Genomic DNA, 21624 nt, shown 5'->3' on the forward strand with positions numbered 1-21624 from the left:
CATGCTGCCAGGACTTTCTCAAGCCGCGCCGACGGCCGACCTGCAAGCCCAACTGGAGCGTGATTTCCCCCAACGCCTGGTGGCCTCGGCCGGTGGGCAGCAGGCATTGCGCGAATGTGGCGCGGGGCCGGTGGTGGTGTTGCTGCACGGTATCGGCTCCGGAGCGGCATCCTGGCTGCAAGTGGCGCGGCAACTGGCGCCCCAGGCCAGGGTCATCGCCTGGGACGCTCCCGGCTACGGCGATTCCAGCCCGCTGGAGTCGGATGCGCCCAAGGCCGAGCAATACGCAGCCCGTCTGGCGCAGATGCTGGATGCACTGGGTGTGGAGGAATGTGTGCTGGTCGGCCATTCCCTCGGCGCCCTCACCGCCCTTGCATTCGCCCGTAGTTCACAGGCCCATCGCGTCAACCGGCTGGTGCTGATCAGCCCGGCGCGCGGCTATGGCGCACCAGCCCTTGGCCAACAGCGCCAGCAGGTGCGTCAGCAACGCCTGGACAACCTGCAACGCCTGGGCATCGCCGGCCTGGCTGAACAACGCAGCGCTCACATGCTGTCGCCCCGTGCCACGCCCCAGGCCCTGGCTTGGGTGCGCTGGAACATGGCGCGCCTGAACCCCGTTGGTTATCGCCAGGCCATTGAATTGCTGTGCGGCGATGACCTGCTGCGCCATGGCCAACCGGCCATGCCCTGCGAGGTTCATTGCGGTGAAGCCGACAGCATCACCCCCGCCGAGGCCTGCCTGAGCGTGGCCAAGGCGCTGGGCGCCAGCTTCAACCTGATTGCCGACGCCGGCCACGCCAGCCCCATCGAGCAACCCCAAGTGGTAGCCGGGCGCCTGGCCTGCGCCATTCATCAATCCCTGACAGGTAGAACCCTATGAACGATTCCGATCTGCTCAAAGACGCTCAGGACAAATACATCGTTCCAGGCCTGGAGCGCGGCCTGCTCCTGCTCTGTGAGTTCAGCCGACGCAACCGCACCCTGACCGCGCCGGAGCTGGCACGCCGGTTGGCACTGCCTCGCTCGACCATCTTCCGTCTGCTGACCACCCTGGAGACCATGGGCTTCGTCACCCGCAGCGGCAATGAATACCGCCTCGGCATGTCCGTGCTGCGCCTGGGCTTCGAGTACCTGGCGTCGCTGGAGCTGACCGAGCTTGGCCAGCCGCTGCTGGCGCGCCTGTGCGACCGGGTCAATTACCCGAGCAACCTGGTGGTGCGTGATGGTCGCTCGATTGTCTACGTGGCCAAGGTTTCACCGCCGTCGGTGTTCTCCAACGCGGTCAACGTCGGCACTCGCCTGCCCGCCCACGCCACTGTGTTGGGGCGCATCCTGCTCGAAGACCTGTCGTTGGCCGAGTTGCGTGAGTTGTACCCCGAAGAGCACCTGGAACAACACTCGCCCTGCACACCAAAAACCGTGATGGCCTTGTTCGACCTGGTCCAGGCCGACCGCCAGCGCGGTTTTGTCAGCGGCGAAGGCTTTTTCGAGTCGGCGATTTCCACGGTGGCCGCGCCGGTGCGTGACCAGAGCGGCGGCATTGTCGCAGCCCTGGGCGTGACCATCCCTACCGCGCAGATCGGCCACGTCAACTTTGAAGAACTCTTGAATCAGGTCCGGCGCAGCGCCGACGAGCTGTCACGCCTGCTCAACTACAACGGCGGCGCCCACAACGGGCAGCCCCGCGTCACCGCCTTGATGAGAGACTGACATGAGCCTTTACCAATTGCAGGGCCGCGTCGCCATTGTCACCGGGGGTTCTTCGGGCATTGGCCTGGCCTGTGTCGAACTGCTGCTGGAAGCCGGTGCGGCGGTGGCGTTCTGCGGTCGTGATCAAGAGCGCCTGCGCGGTGCTGAAGCCGGTTTGCGCGAGCGCTTCCCAAAGGCCCGCCTGCTGGCCCAGGCCTGCGATGTGCTCGATGCCGAGTCGGTCAACGCGTTTGCCGCCGCCAGCCTGGCTGCGCTGGGAGCGGCCAATGTGCTGATCAACAACGCCGGGCAAGGCCGGGTCTCGACCTTTGCCGACACCACCGACAGCGCCTGGACCGAAGAGCTGAACCTGAAGTTTTTCTCGGTGATCAACCCGGTCCGCGCGTTTAAGCCTCAGCTGGAAAACCAGCCTGACGCCGCCATCGTCTGCGTCAATTCGCTGCTGGCCAGCCAGCCCGAACCGCACATGGTCGCCACCTCTGCCGCACGCGCCGGACTCAAGAACCTGGTGCGCTCGATGGCCACTGAATTCGCCCCGCAGGGCATCCGTGTCAACGGCATCCTGATCGGCCTGGTGGAATCCGGGCAATGGCGCAGGCGTTTCGAAGCGCGCGAAGAACGCGACCTCGGCTGGGCGCAATGGACCGCACGGCTGGCACAACAAAAACACATTCCCTTGGGGCGCCTGGGCCTGCCGATTGAAGCGGCCCGCGCGATCCTGTTTCTGGCCTCGCCTCTGTCGGCTTACACCACAGGCAGCCATATCGATGTATCCGGAGGCCTGTCCCGCCATGCGTAATGAAAACAACACTGTCACCGTGGGCGCTGCCATCACCGCCTTTCTCGAGCAATGCGACGTCAAGGCTGTGTTCGGCGTGATCTCGATCCACAACATGCCGATTCTCGATGCCTTTGCAGTGCGCGGCAATATCCGCTTCGTCATGGCCCGGGGCGAAGCCGGCGCCGCCAACATGGCCGACGCCTATGCCCGCACCACCGGCGGCCTGGGTGTGTGCCTGACGTCCACCGGCACCGCCGCCGGCAATGCCGCAGGCGCGATGGTCGAAGCCCAAACTGCAGGCACCCCGCTGCTGCACATCACCGGCCAGATCGAAACGCCGTACCTGGACCAGGAGCTGGCCTACATCCACGAAGCCCGCGACCAGCTGAACATGCTCAAGGCCGTGTCCAAGGCCGCCTTTCGCGTACGCAGTGTCGAGACCGCCCTGAGCACCATGAAGCTCGCGGTGCAGACCGCCCTGACCGCGCCCACCGGGCCGGTCAGCGTCGAAATCCCCATCGACATCCAGTCCACCTTTATCCCGATGCCCACCGACCTGTCGCCCCTGCCGATCCCGGTGGCCGTGCCCGCGCCGGATGCCCTGGACCTGATGGCCGACCGCCTGGCCAGCGCCAAGCGACCGATGCTCTGGCTCGGCGGCGGCGCCCGCCATGCCGGCGTACAGGTCAAGCGCCTGCTGGCGATGGGCGTGGGCGTGATCACCTCCACGCAAGGTCGCGGCGTGGTCAATGAAGACGACGAGCGTTGCCTGGGGGCTTTTTCGCAGAACAAGCGGGTCGAACAGTTCCTGCAAACCTGCGATGCGCTGCTGATCGCCGGCTCGCGCCTGCGCAGTAACGAAACCTTCAAGTACGCACTGAAACTGCCTTCGAATCTCTTGCGCATCGACGCCAACCCGGCGATCGAAGGGCGCAGTTACGCCAGCGAACTGTTTGTCTGCGGCGATGCGGCGCTGGCGCTCGAGGGCCTGGCGGATCGCCTGGAAGGTCGCTTGCACACCGACCCGAGCTTTCTCACTGAACTCAAAGCCGTGCGCGAACAATCACGTAGCCAACTGATGGCCGACCTCGGGCCGTACTCGGCCATGGTCGAGCAATTGCAGGCCGTGACCGGGCGCAACTTCTCCTGGGTACGCGACGTGACCCTGTCCAACAGCATCTGGGGCAACCGCCTGCTGACCCTGTATCACCCACGCGCGGGTGTGCATGCCTTGGGCGGCGGGATTGGCCAGGGATTGGCCATGGGCATCGGCGCAGCCGTCGCCGCAGCGGAAACGGCGCCGGAGCGCAAAGTGTTCGCAATCGCAGGTGACGGCGGTTTCATCCTCAACCTGGGTGAGCTGGCGACTCTGGTCCAGGAGCGCGCCAACCTGGTGATCCTGCTGATGAACGACCAGCGTTACGGGGTGATCCGCAATATCCAGGACGCGGTCTACGGCAGCCGCCATTGCTACGTCGACCTGCACACCCCGGACTACACCAAGCTCGCCGAGTCCCTGGGACTGCGCCATGGCCTGGTCACCGACCTCAAGGACTTCGGCACGGTGGTGGACAGCGCCCTGAGCCAGCCAGGCCCGTTCCTGCTGGAAGTGGACATGCTCAGCGTCGGCAACTTCGCCACCCAGTTTGCCGGCCCGCCCAACAGCGAAACCAAAGCCCAGAAGGCCACCGCCTGAGGATCGCACCATGTTGCATATCACCATGATCGGCTGCGGTGCCATTGGCGTCGGTGTGCTGGAGCTGCTGGAGAACGACCCACAGCTGTGCGTGGATTACGTCATCGCGTCTGAGGGCTCCGAAGCCTTGGTGCGCCAGCGCCTGGCCAGTTTCAAACAGCCGCCGCAGGTGCTGACGGCCTTGCCCGCCGATGCCCGCCCGGATTTGCTGGTGGAGTGCGCCGGGCATCGCGCCATTGAAGAGCATGTGCTGCCGGCGCTGGAGCGTGGGATTGCCTGCCTGATTGTGTCGGTGGGCGCGTTGTCCGAGATCGGCCTGGTGGAGCGCCTGGAGGCGGCGGCGGAACGCGGCAAGACCCGCATCGAATTGCTGCCTGGCGCCATCGGCGGCATCGATGCGCTGTCGGCGGCCAAGGTCGGCGGGCTGGACGCGGTCAACTACACCGGCCGCAAGCCGGCCCGCGCCTGGAAGAACACCCCCGGCGAGCAGGCCTGTGACCTGGACACCATCGAGCAAGCCACGGTGATCTTCCAGGGCAGCGCCCGCGAAGCGGCGCGGCTGTACCCCAAGAACGCCAACGTCGCGGCCACTCTGTCGCTGGCCGGCCTGGGCCTGGACCGCACCCATGTCACGTTGATCGCCGACCCCCACAGCGATGAAAACGTCCACCACTTCGAAGCCCGGGGCGCCTTTGGCCGTTTCGAGTTGAGTCTGCGCGGCAAGCCCTTGCTGGCCAACCCGAAGACCTCGGCGCTGACCGTGTACAGCGTGGTCCGTGCCTTGGGCAACCATGCCCACGCGATTTCCATTTAGGAGCCGTCGATGAACACCGAACAGACATTACCCATCTGCATCGCCGGCCAGTGGCGCCCAGGCCGTGGCGAGCGTTATGCCAGCCGCTACCCGGCCACCGGCGAAGCCGTGGCCTGGCTCAATGCCGCCGACCTGCAGGATGTGGAAGAAGCCATTCAGGGCGCGCACCAGGCGTTTTTGCACAGCGGCTGGGCCCAGCGCAAACCCCACGAGCGGGCCGGCGTGTTGTATCGCATCGCCGAGTTGATCCGCCTGCACAGCGAAGAGCTAGCGCAACTGCAGCGCCAGGACAACGGTAAACCGATCAATGAAACCCGCGCCCTGGTAGCCAGTGCGGCCGGCACCTTTCAGTTCTTCGCCGCGGCCTGCGAAACCCTGGAAGAAACCATCACCCCGTCACGCGGTGATTTCATCAGCATGAGCGTGTATGAGCCGATGGGCGTGGTCGCTGCGATCACCCCGTGGAACTCGCCGATTGCCAGCGAGGCGCAGAAGGTCGCTCCGGCATTGGCGGCGGGCAATGCGGTGGTGATCAAACCGGCGGAAATCACCCCGCTGCTGGCCCTGCGCCTGGCGCGTCTGTGTGAAGAGGCCGGCCTGCCCAAGGGTTTGATCAGCGTGTTGCCGGGCAAGGGTTCGTTGCTGGGGGATGCGCTCACCCGCCACCCGCTGATCAAGCGCGTGTCGTTTACCGGTGGTACGCGCACGGGCAAGCACATCGCCCATATCGCCGCCGACAAGATGATGCCGGTGTCCCTGGAGCTGGGCGGCAAATCACCGACCATCGTCCTCGAGGACGCCGACCTTGAGCATGCGGTGGCCGGGGTGCTGTACGGCATCTTCAGTTCGTCGGGCGAAGCCTGCATCGCCGGCTCCCGGTTGTTCATCGCCCGCGCCTTGTACGAGCCGTTCATGCAGCGCCTGGTCGCTGCCGCCGCGAACCTGCGGGTGGGCGACCCGGCCGACGAGCATACACAGATGGGCCCGTTGATCAGCGCCAGCCACCGCGAATCGGTGGAGCGTTACGTCGCCCTCGGCCTGGCCGAAGGTGGGCGCCTGCGCCTGGGTGGGCAGCGCCCCAGCGGTAATGTGTATGACCAGGGTTACTTCTATCCGCCGACCATCCTGGAGGGCCTGAGCAACCACCAGCAAGTGTGCCAGGAGGAAATCTTCGGGCCGGTATTGGTCGCCATGCCGTTCGACGACGAAGCACAACTGCTGGAGCAGGCCAACGACAGCGTCTACGCCCTCGCCGCCGGCATCTGGACCCGTGACTACAAGCGCGCCTGGGCCCTGGGCCGGCGTTTGCAGGCCGGTACGGTATGGATCAACACCTACAAGCAGTTCTCGATCTCCACGCCTTTCGGCGGCTGGCGCGACAGCGGCCTGGGCCGCGAAAAAGGTCGCCTGGGCATCCTGCAGTACATGGAACAGAAGAGCCTCTACTGGGGCATGAACGAACAGCCACTGGCCTGGGCCGGTGTGCCACGAGAGGTAGCGCAATGAGCGTTTTAGGTATTGATGAAGTCACTTACGGCGTCGAGGACCTGGACACCTGCGTACGTTTTTTCAGCGACTGGGGCCTGACCCAAGTCAGCGCGCAATCGGACGAGGTGGTGTTCGAGACCCTCAACGGCTGTCGCGTAGTGCTTGCGGACCTGAACAAGCCGGGCCTGCCGCCGGCCATCGAAGCCGGCTCCACGGTGCGCGAAGTGGTATGGGGCGTAGCCAGCACCGCCGACCTGGCGCTGTACAGCCAACGCATCGCCAATGACCCGGGGTTTGTCGAATGTGACGGGCGCATCGGCTGCACCGACCCCAACGGTCTGGCGATCCGCCTGCAAGTCACGCGCAAGCGTGAACTGGAGATTGAATGCAGCGGCCACAACACCTGGCAGACCAAGGGCCGGATCAACAAGGCGGCGCCGATCTATGAGCGCGCCACGCCGATTGAAGTCGGCCACGTGGTGTTTTTCGTCAAGGACGTGAACGCCTGCGAAGCCTTCTACCACGAGCGTTTCGGCTTCCAGGCCTCGGACCGTTACCCGGACCGCGGTGCCTTCCTGCGCACCGCCGAAGAAGGCGGCCACCACGACCTGTTCATGTTGCAACTGCCGGCACCACGGGCGGGGCTGAACCACGTGGCCTTTACCGTGCGCGACGTTCATGAGGTGTTTGGCGGCGGCATGCATGTGTCCCGCAGCGGCTGGCCGACCGAAATCGGGCCGGGCCGCCACCCGGTGTCTTCGGCGTTTTTCTGGTACTTCAAGAACCCGGCCGGCGCGCTGGTGGAGTACTACGCCGATGAAGACCAACTGACCGGCGAATGGCAGCCACGCACCTTTGAGCCCGGCCCTACGGTCTTCGCTGAATGGGCCATTGCTGGCGGTATCGACGGCAACACCCGGCGCCAGCAACACGTCGAAGCGCCGCAAGGCAAGTTCCTCACCGACAAACCCAAACCTTGAGCAGGAGTCGCCCATGCCTTCCCTGAATATTGCTATCGCCGGTGCCGGTATCGGCGGCCTGACCGCCGCCATCGCCCTGCATCGCGCCGGTCACCAGGTCACCGTGTTCGAACAGTCCAAGGCCTTTTTGCGCGTCGGTGCCGATATCAACCTCACCCCCAACGCGGTCCGTGCGCTGGATGGCCTGGGCATTGGCCCCGCCGTACGCATCCCGGCCGCTCGCCCCACGCACCGCATCAGCCGCATGTGGGACACCGGCGAGGAAACCTCGCGCCTGGAAATGTCCGATGCTGCCGAACAAAAATACGGCGCGCCGCAACTGACCATCCACCGCGCCGACCTGCTCGCGGCCCTGGCCGAAGTGTTCCCGCTGAACAACGTGCAGTTCGCTAAGCGTGCCGAACGGATAGAACAGGCTGACGACGGCATTACCTTGCACTTCAAGGATGGCAGCCAGCACCGCTGTGACGTGCTGATTGGCGCAGACGGTATCCACTCAGTGGTGCGCAGCGCGCTGTTTGGCGAAGAGCATCCGCGCTTTACCGGAGTGGTGGCCTATCGCGCGGTGGTACCGGCCGAACAGGTGGCGCACGTGCCGAACATCCAGGCGTTCACCAAATGGTGGGGGCCGAACCCGCAAAGCCAGATCGTCACCTTCCCGCTGAACCAGGGCAAAGACATCTTCATCTTCGCCACCACCGCCCAGGACAGCTGGCACGAAGAGTCGTGGACCAGCGCCGGCGATGCCGATGAGCTGCGCAGCCACTACCAGGCGTTCCATCCGGACGCCCGCGCCCTGCTTGATGCCTGCACCGATGTGCTCAAGACCGCGTTGTATGAGCGTGACCCGCTGCCGTTCTGGTCCAAGGGCGCGATCACCCTGCTGGGCGATGCCTGCCACCCGATGATGCCGTTCATGGCCCAGGGCGCCGGCCAGGCCATCGAAGATGCGGTGGTGCTCGCCCGCTACCTGCAAGACCTCGACAGCCAGGCCTCGGTGGCCGGCGCGTTGCAGGCTTACCAGCAAGCGCGCCTGGAACGCACCAGCCAGATCCAGATCGGCTCGCGGGGCAACCAGTGGCTCAAGGACGGCGGTAATGCCGATTGGGTCTACGGCTACGACGCCTGGGGCGTCCCAACAACTCACGCAGCCTGAACACACCTGTACGGAGGTCAACACCATGAGTACTCACGAACCCTACCTGCAACCCCATCAGGCACGTAAACGACCCAACACCCAGTTCGAAGAGTTGCTGGGCGACTCCATCGAGCGCGCGTTTGGCAGTGGCGTGACCGAACTGCCGGCCCTGCTCGCGCATTTGAACCTGGCCGGCCCGCCGTGCCCGCTGACCAGCGGCGAGTGGACCGAAGATGCCTACAAAACCCTGATGGCCCGGCTGGGCGAATGACCCGGCAGAAGGAATAAAAATGAACATGCAATTGACCGTCGACCCTGTTGAACAGCATCTGGCCAATGGCCTCAAAGACCTCTGGTTCCCGGTATTGCCGTCGGACCTTTTGGGTGAGAAGCCGCTGTCGATACGACGCCTGGGCTACAAGATTGCCCTGTGGCGCGACAACGATGGCAGCGTTCATGCGCTGGAAGACCATTGCCCCCATCGCGGCGCCCCGCTGTCCCAAGGGCCGGTGCTGGGCGATCGCCTGCAGTGCCCGTACCACGGCGTTGAAGTGCGCTGCGACGGCACCGTCACCAAAGTACCCGGCAGCCCCGGCTGCAAACTGGAAGGCAGCCGGCCCACGCGTATGTTCCACACCCGCGAAGCCGCAGGCGCGATCTTCTTGTTCAACGCCACCGACCCGCACCTGGACGTTGCGCCGGAGCTGGTGCTGCCCGAACAATTGACCTCTCCCGAGTGGAGCAGCTTCGTCTGCTACACCGAGTGGAAAGGCGACTATCGCTACGTGATCGACAACGTCATGGACCCGATGCACGGCACCTACCTGCACAAGATGTCGCACTCGATGAGCGAAGGCGAAGCCACCGCCAAGTTTGTCACCCGCGACACCGACACCGGTTTTTTCTTCGAGAAGGAAGGCCAGCGCGGCGTGAACTTCGACTGGACCGAGTTCGTGGACAACGGCTGCCACTGGCTGCGCCTGGAAATCCCCTACCCGAAAACCGGCGGCCCCGGCGGCAACTTCACCATCATCGGCAGCTACACCCCCAGCAGCCGCTCGCTGGCCGCCGCGTTCCACTGGCGCTGCCGCCCGCTGACCGGCTGGCAGCGCGACACCTGGCGGTTTCTGTACAAGAACCGCCTGGAAGCGCGGCATTGGGCGGTACTGGAACAAGACCGGGTACTGTTGGAGTTCATGGAGCCGGATGCCAATCAGCGTGAAAACCTCTACCAGCACGACTTGGGCGTGGTGCGGCTGCGGCGGTACCTGAAGAACGCCGCCAAAGCCCAGCTCGAGTTGATCGACGCGAAGCAATTGCCATGAACAAAGCCGCGCTCCTCAACGCCCGCGTCCACACCCTGCGCTATGAAGCCGAAGGCATCATCAGCGTCGAACTGCGGCCTTTGGGCGATACCGTATTCGCGCCGTTCGACGCCGGCTCGCACATCGACCTGCACCTGGCCAACGGCCTGGTGCGCAGTTATTCGCTGCTCAATTCGCCCGGCGACCGTGGGCGTTATGTGGTGGGTATCCTGCGTGACCGCAACAGCCGTGGCGGCTCGGAGTATGTACACAGCCAGTTGCGGGTCGGCATGCCGTTGTCGATCTCGCCGCCTCGCAACAACTTCGAACTGGACCTGAGCGCCAGGCACAGTGTGCTGGTGGCCGGTGGCATCGGGATCACGCCGATCTACTGCATGTTCCGCCAGTTGCTGGCGCTGGGAAAATCCGCCGAGTTGATCTACTGCGCCCGCTCACGCCAGGAAGCTGCATTGGTAGAAGAATTGGGCGGACTCGGTGCGCGGGTGATTTACCACTTCAATGACGAAAAAGGCGTGCCGCCCGATCTGGCCGCCTACCTCGCCGACCAACCTGCGGATACCCATCTGTACTGCTGCGGCCCGACGCCGATGCTCGACGCTTTCGAAAGTACCTGTGAGCGCCTGGGTTATCCCCATGCCCACATCGAGCGCTTTGCCGCCGCCGAACTGCCGCCCAGCGAAGACGCCCAGAGCAGTTATAGCGTTGAACTGAAAAGGTCCGGCAAAACCCTGGCGGTGGAACCTGGCTTGAGTTTGCTGGATGTGCTGCTGGAGGCGGGTTGCGACATTGATCACAGCTGCCGCGAAGGCGTGTGTGGCTCCTGCGAGACGCGGGTAGTGGAAGGCGAAATCGACCACCGCGATGGGGTGCTGACCAAGGCCGAGCGGGCTGCGAACAAGTCGATGATGGTGTGCGTTTCAGGCTGCAAGAGCCGACGCTTGGTGCTAGACCTCTAACCCCCCACCCCTTGTAGGAGCGAGCTTGCTCGCGAAGAACGTCCAGGCACCGCGTTATTCCAGGGTGCAGGCATTATCGTTAACGTTTTTCGCGAGCAAGCTCGCTCCTACAGGATCACCCGAAAAGTGCCCGTTTCATTGGCAGCGTGCAATAAATACGCACCTATCACGGGCAACTTTGTTACCACACTTACAGGTTGTTTCACGGGTTATACAAACCGCTTTGTTTCCCATATAAACAACTGTTTTTAATGATGTTTTTATAAAGCATTAACTAACAAGCCGCCTGGCACACTTCCTGCTCTACTCCTGTGCATTCACTGATTAAACGGCGTTTCGCCGATAAAACAATAAGAACCAACACTTAAACCCGGTAAGACCCGCTCCCTCCTTAGTTGCCTTTAAAGGCAAGCGGACGAGTGTTGCCGATCACCCGGTAGAGAGGTCTCTATGAAGCGCGTCTTGTGTGCAGGATTGATGTTTACCAGTTTCAGCAGTTTCGCCGCAGAATCCATTCCTTCCGAGCCGGTACGGGCCAACGCCGCCAACAAACCTTTCCCGCATATTTCCTGGCGCAGCGATAGCGGCGACAGCAGCCTGGACATCGGCGGGGCGTTGCGTACCAACTATCGCGACGAGCATTGGGACACCACCGAAAACAACGGCAGGTTTCTGTTCGACACGTTCCGTCTGGATGTGCAGGCCACCTACAAGAGCCTCTACAGCGATATCGGCTACTGGTTCCAGGATGACGGCAAGCGTTCCATTGACCGCGGGTTCGTGGGCTATCGGCTCAATCCCAACTCCAACCTGCAACTGGGGGCGCCGTTCAAACCCTTCGGTCTGGAGCCTTATCCGCAATTTGGCTGGAGCTACCACCTGCCGTTCTTCATGGGCTACGCGGTGAGTGCCGGCACCGGCCTCAAATACAGCTACAAGGATCAGGATTGGGACGTGCAACTCGGCTACTTCCCGCGCATGCTGCCCAGCGATTTGCGTTACTCGCCGGAAGTGGGGCGTTACGCCGACTTGAATGACAACGCGATTGCCTTCACCCAGTCGCGCCAGGACAACGAGAAGCGCAACCAATTCAACGCCCGCGTGGCGCGCACCTTCAACAACGAGGGCTGGAAGACCGAAGTCGGCGCCTCGCTCGCCACCGCCCAACTGTACAACGCCACTACCAAAGACAATGGCGACTACTGGGCCGCCGGCGTGCACGCCATCATCAGCAAGGGCCTGTGGACCGTCACCACCCAAGCCATCCGCTACGAATACGACCCCGAAAACCCGAGCGGCGTGAGCAACGACTCGGTGCTGATGGGCGGCAATGGCCTGACGCCTGCGTACCTGATCGCCTCCAAGGCCAGCCTGGCCTCGCTCAACGTCGGCTACGACATCCACACGCCACGGCTGGGGCAACTGAAGAAGATCAAGCTGTACAGCGATTACAGCCGGATGATGAAAGACAAAAGCGCCTGGGACGACTCGCAGATGTTCACCGTGGGCGCGCAGTTCCTGGCGATGCCGGTGATGGCCTGGGTCGACTTCACCTGGGCGCGCAATGCCAACCCCTACGGCGGGGCGGAGAATGGCAGCGGCTTTACCAGCACCAATTCGGTGGGTAGCAACGATTGGTATTACCGCACCAACGTCAATATCGGTTACTACTTCTGACCTAGAACCCCTGGGCGGGCTTGCTCGCGAATGCGCCATATCAGCCACTGCATACGTTGACTGACCTACTGCATTCGCGAGCAAGCCCGCTCACACAGGGGGCGGCCTCATTATCAATCACCCACTACTTCAGTTTCAGCAATACGCCCACGATAATAATCCAGCTAAAACCAACGATTTTCATCGCTGCATCAATGAACAAAAGACGTTTCAGGTAGGGCGGAAAGTTTTCAAGATCAACAGGGTTTACATCTCCAGTTCGGATATACGCTTTTGACCATGTGACCATTCCTGCGATTTTCGCTATTTCCAAAAGAGACCAAATCACGCCCCGTCTCCCCAAACTTGGCCCCCATAGATAAATGTAGCGGCTATTCTTCAGGGCTTCCTTCATGGCTTCCAAGTGACGGTGGCTCAGGTAAAGAGTGTATGCAGTGCTCACAACCCCAAGAATAATTGGCCCCCCAGTCACAAATATCGCAACCCAAGGTGACCAAGTGTCGATACTGGTCATAGTTGATTAATTTCATAAGTCAACTTTCCCATAAATGAATTTCTCTCATAACACTACCTGAACCTCAGCAGAAAAAACAATACAACCAGCCATACACCAACAGCAATCATCATTATAAAGTTAACTTTCAACAGACACTTAAGATAAACAGGGAACTGCTTATAATCAATAGGATCTAAATCACCAATCCGAATGTGCGTCTTTGGCATCATTATCATGCCTGTAATTTTTGCCATATCTAAAAGGGCCCAAATCAAGCCTTTTCTTCCCAGTCCAAATCCCCAGAGATAAATATAACGACTATTCTTCAACGCCTCCTTCAGTGCCTCCATGTAACGGTTGCTCAGGTACAAACTGAATGCGAGATTCATAACTGCCAACAAGCCTGGGCCACCGGCAACAATGATTGCAATCCAGGGAGACCAAGTGTCGATACTATTCATCGTTGTGTCGCTTCATAAATTTTCTCACCCATATATTCGCCTCCCATACCGCCGACGGTAGTACCCATCCACGCCCCAGCACCTACAACAGCTGCGACACAGACAACCCCTCCAATGCCTGTGGAAACGCCCAGCGCAAAGCAAATCGGGCCACTGGCAACTCGGGCTGCGCTCCCTCCCCACGCGCCAACACCAGTAGAAACACCAAATTTTCCTACCTCTGTAAACTTGACCCTCTCGCAAGCCGCCCCAGAGCCCCCATTACAAACGTGCTGAATAGCCAGCAACGAAGACACGCCGCCAAGGCCAATACCAATATAACCACCCGCCTTCATGTACTTCGTCGCACGGCTGACCGCCTCCACATGAGCCGCATACCCCGGAATCTGCCCCGGCCCACCGGCCTTGTCCCAGTGATGCACCAAGCTGCGACTGGATATACCCAGGGCCGTTTTCAACTTGGGGTGATCGCCCAAGGTTGTCTGGCCGCGCAGGCGCGTGGAGTTGAGCAGATGAGCATCCAGCTGATTCATCAACCGCTGGCGATCAGCAAAGAACTGCGGTGATCTAAGGTGCCCATGCTGCCGATAGCTGTCCTGATGCAGCCGCTCCATGGCCTGCAGCGTGTCTCGCAGGTTGCTCAGGTGCTTTTCCATCACCACCGCACTGACACCTAACCAGGTTGAGGTCTGGCCGATGAAACCGGCGATTTCAGCACCGTGGCGATACAGAAAGTCGGCCTCGTCGGGCGTCAGGGAATCCAGAGATGCGCTGACTTGTTTTGCAGCCTGCATCAGTTGCGCTTCCTGATAAGTGCAGGAGGTGTTGTTCGGATCACTGAGCACGATCATCGAGCCGGCTTTGACGTTGCCGGTATTGGGGTTAAGTACCTGAAACTTGCGCATCACAGCCGGGTCGAGCGTCGGAAAAAGTGTGGCCTCCAGCGCCTCGCGGCTCATGCTTTTGGGCACGATGTAGAAACCTGGTTCCTGACCCTGCACGCTATTGAATGCCGTTGGCACTGTACGACTAGAAGGCGTGAAAGCAGATTGAGACGGCGTTATGGGGTTACCGTTTACAGGTGCCTCGTTCGGTTGAGCAACCCGCTGGCTCGCTGGCGATTCTGCTTCTCGCTTTTCGTAGGTGGCCTCTAATACCGAAGGAATCAACCGGGCTCCACAGGGGCAACTGCTGACACTGTCCAGTGTGCCAGCAACACGCTTTCCATTGCGTCTCATATTGGAAATGCCGCCTAGAATCCGGAAATCTCCTGCATGATTTCCGCACGTGACCCGAGCACCTTCCAGAACACGGTGAAGGCCATGTAACTTGAATGTCGGATCACCCTCGAGAATTCGCCCGCCGCACGTCGTTTGGTCACCTAAAACAACATAGTGTCCTTTGCTCATTGTCTTGCCCCTTATCCAAGTCGTTTTGGCCACACTTTCCTTCTCGTCTCGAATAAGAAAATTGATGCGTGATGCATTCAACCGAGGTAAACGAGAACGAGAAAGTCAGTGGCAAGCCAAACTTTGGAGAGGGATTTACTGAGGGTAAAGTCGGACGATTCCGGGAGTTTCGTCGTATAAGTCTGACGGGGCTTCGGCGCCCGATGCCGTGCACCGGGCGCGTATTACTTACTGCGCAGGTGAAGTGCCTGGCTGCATCGCCAGCAGCAGGTCATCGATGATGGCTTTGCCCATTTCGCCCAGGTAGTGCGAGGCGAATGCGAACTTCTCGGTTCTTGGGTCCATGGCGGCTTCAAGGGAGAGCATTTTGGCGTAGTAGAGCACGTGGGAGGCGTGTTCGAGGGCTTCCACGCCCGATTGCTGATGAGCAGCGACGCCGCAGAGATTAACGCTATGCACGCGCCCTCGCGACCGGTGGCAAATGGCTGTTGTGGCGAGGGAGCTTGCTCCCGCTGGGGCGCGAAGCGGCCCCCGGAAAATGGGACTGCTGCGCAGTCCAGCGGGAGCAAGCTCCCTCGCCCCAGGTAAGATATTTATCAGCCCCAGCGCGCCTTTTCCTATTGACCGTTCCTCGGTCAATTACGCCCCTTGCAGACGGCTGGCGCACACCTAGGTATAGTGCCGCCCCTCTTCGCGTCTGCGGCCGTCGGTAACGAGGCCCGGGTACACCGCGAAAGCGCATGAATAACAACACCCGCAAAAGGATGGGGATCGAGCGTCGTGCACTGCCTGGTGCCGAGCGATGCGTCGGACCGTCCTGCGTTTGCCATCAGAAAAATCAGCGAGGAACACTCCATGCTCGAAGTCATCAACGACTTCCTCTCAGGGAAAGTACTGATCGTGCTCATAGTCGGGCTCGGCGGTTATTTCACGATCCGCTCGCGTTTCGTGCAATTGCGTCACTTTTTCCACATGTTCTCGGTGTTTAAAGACAGCCTCAAGAGCAGCGCCGGCCAACTCAGCTCGTTCCAGGCGCTGATGCTCAGCCTGGCGGGCCGCGTGGGTGCCGGTAACATCGCCGGTGTCGGCATTGCCGTGACGTTGGGTGGCCCGGGTGCCGTGTTCTGGATGTGGGTTACCGCGCTGGTGGGCATGTCTTCGAGCTTTATCGAGTGCTCCCTCGGCCAGTTGTACAAGCGCACCGACGCTGAAGGCACCTACCGTGGCGGCCCGGCCTATTACATCCAGCACGGCCTGCACAAGCGCTGGCTGGGTATGGTCATGGCGTTCCTGCTGCTGGTGACCTTCGGCTTTGCCTTCAACGGCCTGCAAGCCCACGCTGTAACGCACTCGCTGAACAACGCCTTCGGCCTCGACACCACCTACACCGGCCTTGCGCTGGCGGTGTTGCTGGGCCTGGTGTTTATCGGCGGGATCAAGCGTATCGCCTCGATTGCCGACCTGCTGGTGCCGGTCAAGACCCTGGTCTACATCGCCGTGACCCTGTACGTGATCGTGCTGCAATTCGACCATGTACCGGCCATGCTCGCGACCATCGTCAAGAGCGCGTTCGGCCTCGACCAAGCCTTCGGTGGCCTGGTGGGCAGTGCGATCATCATGGGTGTGAAGCGCGGCGTGTTCGCCAACGAAGCAGGCTTGGGCAGTGCGCCTAACGTAGCGGCAGTGGCGTCGGTAGAACACCCGATCGCCCAAGGCGTGGTGCAGGCGTTCAGCGTGTTCCTCGACACCTTCGTGATCTGCACCTGTACTGCGTTGCTGATTTTGCTGTCCGGTTTCTACACCCCAGGCTTTGAAGGTGACGGCATTGCCCTGACCCAGAACTCCCTGGCGGCGGTAGTGGGTGACTGGGGCCGCATGTTCATCTCGGTGGCCCTGGCGTTGTTCGTGTTCACGTCGATCATGTACAACTACTACTTGGGCGAGAGCAACCTGCGCTTCCTGGTCGGTAACAACCGCAAGGTGCTGATGGGTTATCGCGCCTTGGTGCTGGTGCTGATTTTCTGGGGCTCGATCGAGAACCTGAGCACGGTATTCGCCTTCGCCGACATCACCATGACCATGCTCGCGTTCGTCAACCTGTTCGCCCTGGCGTTCCTGTTCAAGATTGCCATGCGCATCCTCAATGACTACGACAACCAGCGCGCGGCGGGCATCAAGACTCCGGTGTTCGATTCCAGCCAGTTCCCCGACCTGGACCTGGACCGCAAGGCATGGCCGGCCAACCCGGTGAAAACCGAAACGGCCCCGGCAGCGGAACTGAGCGCTCAAGCGCAACGTTAATCGCAGCTAGATGACACGCCGCCCGGCCTTGGGCATGCTCTGGGCCCGGCGGCGTTTTTCGTTCAGGAGATTTTCGATGCAATCAGCTAATAACGTGATGGTGCTCTATACCGGCGGCACCATTGGCATGCAGGCCAGCGCCAACGGCCTGGCGCCCGCGTCTGGTTTTGAAGTGCGCATGCGTGAACAGTTTGCCGGCGCAGACCTGCCCGCGTGGCGCTTCCAAGAAATGTCGCCACTGATCGACAGCGCCAACATGAACCCTGCCTACTGGCAACGCCTGCGCAGCGCCGTGGTCGAGGCGGTAGATGCCGGCTGCGACGCCGTGCTGATCCTGCACGGCACCGACACCCTGGCCTACAGCGCGGCGGCCATGAGCTTCCAACTGCTGGGCCTGCCGGCGCCGGTGGTGTTCACCGGTTCGATGCTGCCAGCGGGTGTACCGGATAGCGATGCCTGGGAGAACGTCAGCGGTGCGTTGACGGCCTTGGGCGAAGGCCTGAAGCCGGGTGTGCACCTGTACTTCCACGGCGCGCTGATGGCGCCGACTCGCTGCGCGAAAATTCGCAGTTTTGGGCGCAACCCGTTTGCCGCACTGCAACGCAATGGCGGTGTTGCGCTGGCAGACAAGCTTCCCGCCGCGCTGGCCTACCGCAACGACAAGGCCCCGGCCAACGTTGGTGTCCTGCCGCTGGTTCCTGGCATCACTGCCGCGCAACTGGATGCACTGATCGACAGCGGCATCCAGGCCCTGGTGCTCGAGTGCTTCGGTAGCGGCACCGGCCCAAGTGACAACCCAGCCTTCCTGGCCAGTCTCCAGCGTGCGCAGGACCAGGATGTGGTGGTGGTCGCGATCACCCAATGCCATGAAGGCGGCGTGGAACTGGATGTCTACGAAGCCGGCAGCCGCCTGCGCAGCGTGGGTGTACTGTCCGGCGGCGGCATGACCCGAGAAGCGGCCTTCGGCAAGCTCAACGCCTTGATCGGCGCGGGGCTGGACAGCGCAGAAATCCGCCGCCTGGTGGAATTGGACCTGTGCGGCGAGCTGAGCTGACCGGCATGTAACTTGCTCCACTTCCAGCTATCCCCTGGCTGGAAGTTCCCATGCTGCATTCCCACCTCACCACCCTCAATGCCGTTTCCCTAGTGCTGCGTACCTTCGAGGTCGAAGGCTTGCCCCCTGAAGCATTGCTGGCCGGCAGCGGCATCTGTGCGGCGGATTTGAGCCGCGCCGACACGCGTATCGCCACACATCAGGAGATGCAAGTGTGTGCCAATGCCGTGGCCCATCAGCGTGATATCGGCCTGATCGTTGGACGGCGTATGCATGTTTCCTCGTACGGCCTACTGGGCTATGCCCTGCTCACCAGTGCCACTTTCGGTGACGCTTTGCGCCTGGCCCTGCGGTATCCGGCGCTGTTGGGAACACTCTTCGAACTGAGCCTGGAAGAGGACGGCGAGCGTATCTGGTTCACGGCCGGCGATTACCGCGAAAACCCGGCACTGACTGCCTTCAATGTCGAGCTGTGCCTGGGATCACTGAAGGTCATTTGCGACGACCTGCTCGGCCATCCACTGCCGTTGCTGGGCGCTCGGTTCGAGCACGATGCGCCGGATTATCAGGCCCGCTACGCCGAGAGCTTCGACTGCCCGCTGCAGTTTCAGGCTATCGCCAACGCGTTCGCCTTTGATAAACGCTGGCTCGCCCAACCTTTGCCCCTGGCCGACGCGGTCACCCACCAGGCCATGGTCGAACGTTGCCGCAAACAGAACACCGAATTCACCGGGCGCGAGGCCTGGCTGGGGCGAATCCGCCAGCTGCTGGCTGCACAATTGCACGCCGCACCTGGGCTCGATGGCCTGGCTCAGCAGATGAACTGTTCTGCGCGCACCCTGCGCCGGCACCTGCACAACCTGGGTTGCAGCTATCAGGAACTGCTCGATGAGCTGCGTTTCGAACGCGCCAAACAGTTGTTGGCTAACGGCCTGTGGCCGATCCACCGGATTGCCGAGACGCTGGGGTTCAGCGAAACGGCAAGCTTCAGGCATGCGTTCGTGCGCTGGAGCGGCGTCACGCCGAGCCAATTTCGTGCATGACGCGCCAATGAGGGGCGAATTGCGGACACACACTTTGGCCATATTGATCCCCTTTTGGCCGCTCCTGTCGTTCTCATAAACCGCGTGCGCCGCAAGACTGCACTCACGAATACAGCCTGCGGAGAACAACAACATGCTGACGATCTACTCGGACGATCACCACCTGCACCATGGCCGCTGTGAGCTGATGGACGGGCAACTGATGCCCTGCTTCGAAATGCCCTCGCGCGCCGACCATGTGCTGCAACGGGTCAAGGACCGCGAACTGGGCCCGGTGCAGGCCCCGGAGGATTTCGGCCTGGCACCGCTGCAACGTATCCACAGCCGCGACTACCTCGACTTCTTCAAAGGCGCCTGGCAACGCTGGACCGAATACGGCCAGGACGGCGACCTGCTGCCTTACACCTGGCCTGCGCGCACGTTGCGCCGCGTGTTGCCCACCAGCCTGCACGGCCAGTTGGGCTATTACAGCTTCGACGGTGGCGCGCCGATCACCGCCGGCACCTGGCAAGCGGCTTACAGCGCAGCACAAGTTGCCCTCACCGCCCAGGCCGCTATCGCCCATGGCGCCCATAGTGCCTTCGCGCTGTGCCGCCCGCCGGGGCATCACGCCGCCAGCGATTTGATGGGCGGTTATTGCTACCTCAACAACGCGGCCATCGCGGCCCAGGCGTTCCTTGATCAGGGCTGCAAAAAGGTCGCGATCCTCGACGTGGATTACCACCATGGCAACGGCACGCAGTCGATTTTCTATGAGCGCAGCGACGTGCTGTTCACCTCGATTCACGGCCATCCGGAGGCAGAGTTTCCGTTCTTTCTCGGTTATGCCGATGAGCACGGCGAAGGCGAAGGCGCGGGTTTCAATTTCAACTATCCGTTGCCGGCGGGCTCCGGCTGGCAGGCCTGGAGCGCGGCGCTGGAACAGGCCTGCGCCGAGATCGAGCGCTACGCTGCCGACATCATCGTGGTGTCCCTGGGCGTGGACACGTTCAAGGACGACCCTATCTCGCAGTTCAAGCTCGACAGCCCCGACTACCTAGCCATGGGCGCACGCATTGCGCGCCTGGGCAAACCCACGCTGTTCGTGATGGAAGGCGGCTACGCGGTGGAAGAAATCGGCATCAACGCCGTCAACGTGCTGGAAGGTTTCGAGGAAGCAGCCCAATGAACATACTCAAGTCGCTCGCCCTGTGCGCCGTGGTTGTCAGCGGCGCAGCCCAGGCCGAAGAAAAAACCCTGAAGGTCTACAACTGGTTCGACTACATCACGCCCAAGGCGCTGGAAGACTTCAAGGCCCAGCACCCGTCGATCAAGCTGGTGTACGACATCTTTGACACCAACGAAGCCCTGGAAGCCAAACTGCTCACCGGCAACTCCGGCTATGACGTGGTGGTACCGTCCAACGTGTTCCTGGCCAAACAGATCGAAGCCGGCGTGTTCCAGCCCCTGGACCGCAGCCAACTGCCCAACTGGAACCACCTCGATCCCAAGCTGATGAAGCTGATCGAGGCCAACGACCCCGGCAATCAATACGCCGTGCCCTACATGTACGGCACCATCCTGATCGGTTTCAACCCAGCCAAGGTCAAGGCGGCCCTGGGCGACAACGCCCCCGTGGACAGCTGGGACCTGATCTTCAAGGAAGAGAACATCAGCAAGCTCAAGCAATGCGGCGTCGCCCTGCTGGACTCGCCCTCGGAGATCCTGCCCCTGGCCTTGCAGCACCTGGGCCTGGACCCCAACAGCAGCAACCCCAAGGACTACGACAAGGCCGAAGCCCTGTTGATGAAGATCCGCCCGTACATCACCTACTTTCACTCCTCCAAATACATGGCCGACATCGCCAACGGCGATATCTGCGTGGCGGTGGGCTACTCCGGCAGTTTTTCCCAAGCCGCCAACCGTGCCAAGGAAGCCAAGAATGGCGTGACCGTGGACATGCGCCTGCCCAAGGAAGGCGCGCCGATCTGGTTCGACATGCTCGCCATCCCCAAGGGCGCCAGCAACCCGGGCGACGCCTACACCTTTATCAACTACCTGCTGCAACCCAACGTGATCGCGCCGATCAGCGACTTTGTCGGTTACCCCAACCCCAACAAGGATGCCAGCGGGTTGGTCGAACCAGCCATTCGTAACAACCCCAACCTGTACCCGACCGACGCAGCCATGGCCACGCTCTATACCCTCAAACCCCTGGACAGCAAAGCCGAACGCGCCAGGACGCGGGCCTGGACCAAGATCAAATCCGGCAGGTAACGCCCTGCAGATTTTACAGTAGGCCTACGTAAGCACCGC

At 61.7% G+C, this 21624-nt stretch carries 21 protein-coding genes; 17 read left to right on the forward strand and 4 right to left on the reverse strand.

What is annotated here, in order from left to right; genetic code table 11:
• Nucleotide 1: 1 nt before the first annotated feature.
• From QK296_RS01655 to QK296_RS01710, 12 genes are all read left to right on the forward strand, one after another.
• The gene (locus QK296_RS01655) at nt 2-880 is read left to right on the forward strand and encodes an alpha/beta hydrolase (RefSeq protein WP_034134084.1); all 879 of its coding nucleotides are present in this window, start codon (nt 2-4) and stop codon (nt 878-880) included.
• Complete coding sequence (locus QK296_RS01660; protein ID WP_003195671.1) at nt 877-1710, forward strand: IclR family transcriptional regulator; 834 nt, start codon at nt 877-879, stop codon at nt 1708-1710. Before QK296_RS01655 ends, QK296_RS01660 begins: the two co-directional genes overlap by 4 nt.
• A 1-nt stretch (nt 1711) precedes the next feature.
• Nucleotides 1712-2509 carry an SDR family oxidoreductase gene (locus QK296_RS01665; RefSeq protein ID WP_003195673.1) on the forward strand — a complete coding sequence of 266 codons (798 nt, stop codon included), beginning with the start codon at nt 1712-1714 and terminating at the stop codon, nt 2507-2509.
• The gene (locus QK296_RS01670) at nt 2502-4187 is read left to right on the forward strand and encodes a thiamine pyrophosphate-binding protein (RefSeq protein WP_032900944.1); all 1686 of its coding nucleotides are present in this window, start codon (nt 2502-2504) and stop codon (nt 4185-4187) included. Before QK296_RS01665 ends, QK296_RS01670 begins: the two co-directional genes overlap by 8 nt.
• Before the next feature lie 10 nt (nt 4188-4197).
• Complete coding sequence (locus QK296_RS01675; protein ID WP_003195676.1) at nt 4198-5001, forward strand: aspartate dehydrogenase; 804 nt, start codon at nt 4198-4200, stop codon at nt 4999-5001.
• A gap of 9 nt (nt 5002-5010) precedes the next feature.
• Nucleotides 5011-6507, forward strand: coding sequence for an aldehyde dehydrogenase (locus QK296_RS01680; RefSeq protein ID WP_169912817.1), 1497 nt, complete (start codon nt 5011-5013; stop codon nt 6505-6507).
• Nucleotides 6504-7469, forward strand: a complete 966-nt coding sequence (locus QK296_RS01685; RefSeq protein WP_003195680.1) for a VOC family protein — start codon at nt 6504-6506, stop codon at nt 7467-7469. The genes QK296_RS01680 and QK296_RS01685 overlap by 4 nt, the downstream gene beginning before the upstream one ends.
• Before the next feature lie 13 nt (nt 7470-7482).
• On the forward strand, nt 7483-8625 hold the full coding sequence (locus tag QK296_RS01690; protein ID WP_034134088.1) for an FAD-dependent monooxygenase: 1143 nt from the start codon (nt 7483-7485) through the stop codon (nt 8623-8625).
• Between the two features lie 25 nt (nt 8626-8650).
• Nucleotides 8651-8878 (forward strand): recombinase-like helix-turn-helix domain-containing protein, encoded by a 228-nt coding sequence (locus QK296_RS01695; protein ID WP_003195684.1) that lies wholly within the window; start codon nt 8651-8653, stop codon nt 8876-8878.
• Nucleotides 8879-8897: 19 nt separating this feature from the next.
• Nucleotides 8898-9932: an aromatic ring-hydroxylating dioxygenase subunit alpha gene (locus QK296_RS01700; RefSeq protein ID WP_003195686.1), complete on the forward strand. Its 1035-nt coding sequence runs from the start codon at nt 8898-8900 to the stop codon at nt 9930-9932.
• Entirely contained in the window at nt 9929-10888 is a 960-nt protein-coding gene (locus tag QK296_RS01705) for a PDR/VanB family oxidoreductase (RefSeq protein ID WP_282390532.1), read from the forward strand. The genes QK296_RS01700 and QK296_RS01705 overlap by 4 nt, the downstream gene beginning before the upstream one ends.
• Nucleotides 10889-11338: 450 nt before the next feature.
• On the forward strand, nt 11339-12565 hold the full coding sequence (locus QK296_RS01710; RefSeq protein ID WP_282390533.1) for a hypothetical protein: 1227 nt from the start codon (nt 11339-11341) through the stop codon (nt 12563-12565).
• 124 nt (nt 12566-12689) lie between these two features.
• On the opposite strand, the gene QK296_RS01715 is transcribed toward QK296_RS01710, so the two are convergent.
• The 4 genes from QK296_RS01715 to QK296_RS01730 form a co-directional block, all read right to left on the reverse strand.
• Nucleotides 12690-13079, reverse strand: coding sequence for a hypothetical protein (locus QK296_RS01715; protein ID WP_094773999.1), 390 nt, complete (start codon nt 13077-13079; stop codon nt 12690-12692).
• 53 nt (nt 13080-13132) lie between these two features.
• Nucleotides 13133-13522, reverse strand: coding sequence for a hypothetical protein (locus QK296_RS01720; protein WP_094773998.1), 390 nt, complete (start codon nt 13520-13522; stop codon nt 13133-13135).
• Nucleotides 13519-14931: a PAAR domain-containing protein gene (locus tag QK296_RS01725; protein WP_094773997.1), complete on the reverse strand. Its 1413-nt coding sequence runs from the start codon at nt 14929-14931 to the stop codon at nt 13519-13521. The genes QK296_RS01720 and QK296_RS01725 overlap by 4 nt, the downstream gene beginning before the upstream one ends.
• Before the next feature lie 228 nt (nt 14932-15159).
• Nucleotides 15160-15390, reverse strand: a complete 231-nt coding sequence (locus QK296_RS01730) for a DUF3077 domain-containing protein (RefSeq protein ID WP_240520818.1) — start codon at nt 15388-15390, stop codon at nt 15160-15162.
• Between the two features lie 396 nt (nt 15391-15786).
• Here QK296_RS01730 and QK296_RS01735 point away from each other — a divergent pair, with 396 nt between their 5' ends.
• From QK296_RS01735 to QK296_RS01755, 5 genes are all read left to right on the forward strand, one after another.
• Nucleotides 15787-17232, forward strand: a complete 1446-nt coding sequence (locus QK296_RS01735; RefSeq protein ID WP_003195697.1) for an alanine/glycine:cation symporter family protein — start codon at nt 15787-15789, stop codon at nt 17230-17232.
• Between the two features lie 76 nt (nt 17233-17308).
• Complete coding sequence (locus QK296_RS01740; protein ID WP_094773996.1) at nt 17309-18286, forward strand: asparaginase; 978 nt, start codon at nt 17309-17311, stop codon at nt 18284-18286.
• A gap of 50 nt (nt 18287-18336) precedes the next feature.
• Entirely contained in the window at nt 18337-19329 is a 993-nt protein-coding gene (locus tag QK296_RS01745) for an AraC family transcriptional regulator (protein ID WP_003195702.1), read from the forward strand.
• A 133-nt stretch (nt 19330-19462) separates the two neighbouring features.
• The gene (locus QK296_RS01750) at nt 19463-20497 is read left to right on the forward strand and encodes a histone deacetylase family protein (protein WP_003195706.1); all 1035 of its coding nucleotides are present in this window, start codon (nt 19463-19465) and stop codon (nt 20495-20497) included.
• Complete coding sequence (locus QK296_RS01755) at nt 20494-21585, forward strand: polyamine ABC transporter substrate-binding protein (protein ID WP_003195708.1); 1092 nt, start codon at nt 20494-20496, stop codon at nt 21583-21585. The genes QK296_RS01750 and QK296_RS01755 overlap by 4 nt, the downstream gene beginning before the upstream one ends.
• Nucleotides 21586-21624: the final 39 nt, after the last annotated feature.

The sequence above is a fragment of the Pseudomonas sp. AL10 genome (assembly GCF_029960685.1).
Classification (GTDB): Bacteria; Pseudomonadota; Gammaproteobacteria; order Pseudomonadales; family Pseudomonadaceae; genus Aquipseudomonas; species Aquipseudomonas lactis.